The 4344-nt window shown below is 48.4% G+C and carries 4 protein-coding genes; 2 read left to right on the top strand and 2 right to left on the bottom strand.

Annotation, left to right across the window (positions count from 1 at the left end; translation table 11 throughout):
* Nucleotides 1-464: 464 nt before the first annotated feature.
* Nucleotides 465-1316 (top strand): ScpA family protein, encoded by an 852-nt coding sequence (locus tag RMO27_RS16270; protein ID WP_309734374.1) that lies wholly within the window; start codon nt 465-467, stop codon nt 1314-1316.
* 107 nt (nt 1317-1423) lie between these two features.
* Nucleotides 1424-2587, top strand: coding sequence for an NDP-sugar synthase (locus tag RMO27_RS16265; RefSeq protein WP_309734372.1), 1164 nt, complete (start codon nt 1424-1426; stop codon nt 2585-2587).
* A gap of 72 nt (nt 2588-2659) precedes the next feature.
* Here RMO27_RS16265 and RMO27_RS16260 read toward each other — a convergent pair whose 3' ends face one another.
* Together RMO27_RS16260 and RMO27_RS16255 are read right to left on the bottom strand one after the other, a co-directional pair.
* Complete coding sequence (locus RMO27_RS16260; protein ID WP_309734371.1) at nt 2660-2932, bottom strand: TMEM165/GDT1 family protein; 273 nt, start codon at nt 2930-2932, stop codon at nt 2660-2662.
* Nucleotides 2933-3032: 100 nt separating this feature from the next.
* Nucleotides 3033-4343 (bottom strand): homoserine dehydrogenase, encoded by a 1311-nt coding sequence (locus RMO27_RS16255; RefSeq protein ID WP_309734370.1) that lies wholly within the window; start codon nt 4341-4343, stop codon nt 3033-3035.
* Between the last annotated feature and the right edge of the window lies 1 nt (nt 4344).

Raw genomic sequence — 4344 nt, 5'->3', positions numbered from 1 at the left:
AAGGGGCAATTCATGAATTGCCCCTACCCTACATTTCGAGACGTTGGCAACGAAGAACTAGTGTTTGAGATTTGCTCCCTTGACAATTAATCCACCCTGGTACACAAGTTACCTGTAGGGGTGCCCCTTGTGCGTACCCTGGATCTACGATCGGCAATAGTATATTTAAACCGGCACAAGATGTAAGTATGACTACTTTTGTCGAATCGCTACTCACAACATTTAGTCAACCGAGCCGTTGAAGATGAGCGCAAGTAGTAATTTCCGTAATGCCAAAATCATAAAATTCCCAATTTTGCAATATTAATTGTGCTGAATTTGCTGTAAAGTTACCAATTAAGCTACACCGCACGCACCAAGCTAAATTCTCAGTTTAATTCGGCCGATCGACTGTAAATAAACATCGCAGCTCAAATACCAATTTCATCCCTCGTCTTTCCCTCCCCCCGTCTCCCTAGCCCCAAATGGTAGCAACCCCCCATCGGCCAAGCATCTCCCCCCAAGTTGTCGAACCGCAAGTCGATCCCTATACCCTGGCACAGATGGGAATTGCCATGCTGATCGATCTGGCTCAGCGCGGTGAAATCGATCCTTGGGATGTCAAAGTCATCGACGCGATCGATCTGCACCTGAGCAAACTCCCTCTCCAAGCCGATGCCACGCTGGCGCACAAGCAAGCGAACCTGTCCCAATCGGGACAGGCGTTCTTGTGGGCGGCAATGTTAGTGCTACTCAAGGCGCAAAGTCTAGAGCAAAGTCAATCTCAGGCAGAAGATTTTGACTTTATCGAAGAAGATCTCGACTTTGAGATGATTGCGAGTACTGGATTGCCGCGCAACTTGGAACGGCACATTCGTCGCCGCTTGACTTCGCCGCCACCTCGGACGCGTCCGGTGACGCTCGAAGATCTGATCGGTCAACTCCGCCAAATTGCCGATAAAATCGCGGAACCAACAGCGCGGCGCAGCTCCTCCCTCCGACGGGGCAAAATCATGTCCGTTAAGCAGGCGACACAAACGATCGTCGGCCTCGCTCACGATGAAAATTTAACCGAAATGGCGGCACTAGTGGCCGAATTTCTCGTCACCTATACTAGCGAGAGCGAATTGTGGAACCTGGATGACCTGGTAAAACTCTGGTCTAGCAAGTTTCCCCCCGCGCCGGGACAAGAACATGGAGCCAATCACGATCGAGTCGGTGTATTCTGGGCATTATTACTATTATCAGCTCAATCCAAGGTTGAACTGCATCAAACTGAATTTTATCAAACCCTAACTATTCGTAGACTCGAAGAAGATTCGATCCAGATGAACTAGCGTTCGTCCCAACAGGCAACTGGTAACAGGCGATCGTGCTGGTGCCGGACGCAATCGATCACTGTTACAGTAGATAAAATAGGGATTTTAAGTACCCAAGATTTAATATGAAAGCAATGATTCTGGCTGCTGGGAAAGGCACGCGGGTGCGTCCCATTACTTACACGATTCCCAAGCCATTGATTCCCATCTTACACAAGCCAGTGATGGAGTTTTTGGTAGATCTGCTCAAGCAGCATGACTTTACCGAAATCATGGTCAATGTCAGCCATCTTGCCAAGGAAATTGAAAGTTATTTCCACGATGGTCAAAGATTCGGTGTCCAAATTGCCTACTCTTTTGAAGGCACGATTCAGGAAGATGGCGAATTACAAGGACAGGCACTAGGTTCGGCTGGCGGGATGCGCCGGATTCAAGATTTTTATCCCTTCTTTGATGATACCTTCGTGGTACTGTGCGGCGATGCCTTAATCGATCTCGACCTCACCGCAGCCGTTAAATGGCACAAAGAAAAAGGTTCGCTCGCGACGATCGTTACTAAGACAGTATCCCGCGAGGAGGTTTCCAGTTATGGGGTAGTGGTGACCGATGAAACTGGCAAAATCCAAGCTTTCCAAGAAAAACCGACAGTAGATGAAGCTTTAAGTACGAATATTAATACTGGTATTTATATTTTTGAGCCAGAAGTATTAAACTATATTCCCTCTGGTCAAGAATATGACATCGGTGGCGATTTATTTCCGCAATTAGTCGAAATGGGTGCGCCTTTTTACGCAATCTCCATGGATTTCCAATGGGTAGACATTGGTAAGGTGCCCGACTACTGGCAAGCAATTCGCAGCGTGTTAATGGGTGAAGTCAAGAATGTCCCGATTCCAGGAACTGAAGTAGCACCAGGGATTTTTACCGGCATTAATGTTGCAGTTAATTGGGATAAAGTCGATATTACTGGCCCCGTGTATATCGGCGGCATGACCAAAATTGAAGATGGAGCCAAGATCACTGGCCCAGCGATGATCGGTCGCAATTGCCATATCTGTAGCGGCGCACATATTAACAATAGTGTCGTTTTTGAGTATTCCCGGATTGCTTCGGATGTCGATCTGACTGATAAGTTAGTATTCGGTAGATATTGTGTTGATAAAAATGGCGCGACGATCGATATGAAAGCAGCTTCATTGGATTGGTTGATTACGGATACTCGTCAACCGATCGAGAATATCAAACATCCAGCTAAAGTATTTTCTCAATCTTTTAACGTTAGCGTTTAACTAATGATTTCGATGACTAAAAGCAGGGGGAATTTATGAATTCCCCCTGCTTTTATTTTACTGCCAAATTCTCTACTCTTCCGGCCATAATAATCTCACTGCCAGCACAGCAAAACCCAGTGCTGCCATTCCTTTTAAGACCTTAGTCGGCAAGAATCCCGCAATCTCACCGCCAGCTAGTACGCCGATCGAGCTAGCCAATAATAAAGCCGCCACCGAACCAAAAAACACCGCACGCGGATGTTGGGTGCTACCACCTAAGGCGATCGCAGCTAACTGGCTCTTGTCGCCAATTTCGGCGATAAATACTGTTGTGAATGTTAATGCTAGTAGTTGCCAATCCATAAAAATGTTGGGAGTTGGGAGCGGGGAGAGCGGGGGACTGGGGGACTAAGGAGGGTGATTATTCACTATTCACTATTCACTATCCACTATTCACTAAAACCTAAAGCACTCGAATAATACTGGGGATACTATCGATCGCTTCTAAACCGCGAATTTCGGCCAATGCGGATTCAAAGTCGGCTTCAGAGACATCATGGGTAACGACGACGATTTCGGCGCGATCTCCTTGGAAACCAGTTTGGACGATCGATTCGATGCTGACATGATGTGCGCCAAAGCAAGTACCGAGTTTGCCGATGACGCCTGGAACATCCATACATAAGAATCTGACATAGAAACTACTCCGCAAGCTCGTTAAAGGAGCCATGTCGGTATAGTGGCTATGACTACAGCTTAACAGGGGATTGAGCGAAGTACTTGGGGAATCGATGACCTCTTCCCGATGGGGATTGCAGTTGATGACGCCCACGATCGCGAGTAAATCAGAAACCACCGCTGAAGCCGTCGCGCCAGCACCCGCACCAGGGCCGAATAACATCACCTGACCCAAAGGTTCGCCTTCGATTAAGATCGCGTTATAGACCCCATTTACCGTGGCGAGGGGACGATCTTTCGGGACGAAGGTGGGATGTACGCGGACAGAAACCTGGCCATCTTCTACCCGTTCGGCGATCGCGAGTAATTTGATGACAAAATTGAGCTTGTCAGCATAGGCGATATCCGTCGCACTAATTTTCCGAATGCCTTCGCAATAGACATCTTCCCGCTTGATTCTGCCGCCAAAGGCCAGCGATGCCAGAATCGCGATTTTATCCCCCGCGTCCAAGCCATCGACATCAGCGGTCGGATCGGCCTCCGCATAGCCGAGTTGTTGAGCGTCGGCAAGAATATCGGCAAATTCACCGCCCTCGACGGTCATTCGCGTCAGGATATAGTTAGTCGTCCCATTGATAATCCCGGTGACGCGGTGAATCCGGTTGACACCCAGAGATTGTTTCAAGGGTTGAATCACTGGAATTCCGCCACCGACAGCCGCTTCCAGCATCACATAGACACCCGATTGATTGGCAGCAGTGAAGATTTCATCGCCAAATTTGGCAATGACGGCTTTATTGGCTGTCACGACGTGCTTGCCATGGGCAATCGCCTTGAGCATCAAACTCCGAGCTGGTTCGATCCCACCGATAAGTTCGACAATAATATCAATTTCGGGGTCGGTCACGATCGATTCGAGATCGGTCGTGATTAAATCCGCAGGGATATCCACTACACGCGGCTTATCGATCGATCTCACCCCCACGCGCTGGATCTCGATCGATTGGAGTAAATGATGCCGACCGACGGGATCTCGTAAAATTTGAACCGTCCCCGTCCCAACAGTTCCCAGTCCTAAGATGCCAATTTTTACCACA

Origin of the sequence: Chamaesiphon sp. OTE_75_metabat_556 (genome assembly GCF_031378165.1) — a bacterium.
Lineage (GTDB): Bacteria > Cyanobacteriota > Cyanobacteriia > Cyanobacteriales > Chamaesiphonaceae > Chamaesiphon.
The sequence above is the reverse complement of the archived record's forward strand: the minus strand, read 5'-3'. Positions and strand labels throughout refer to the sequence as shown.

What these genes read in the sequence shown, in the direction of transcription:
- RMO27_RS16265 (WP_309734372.1), top strand. Translation starts at nt 1,424, where the DNA reads ATGAAAGCAATGATTCTGGCTGCTGGGAAAGGCACGCGGGTGCGTCCC.
- RMO27_RS16260 (WP_309734371.1), bottom strand. Translation starts at nt 2,932, where the DNA reads ATGGATTGGCAACTACTAGCATTAACATTCACAACAGTATTTATCGCC.
- RMO27_RS16270 (WP_309734374.1), top strand. Translation starts at nt 465, where the DNA reads ATGGTAGCAACCCCCCATCGGCCAAGCATCTCCCCCCAAGTTGTCGAA.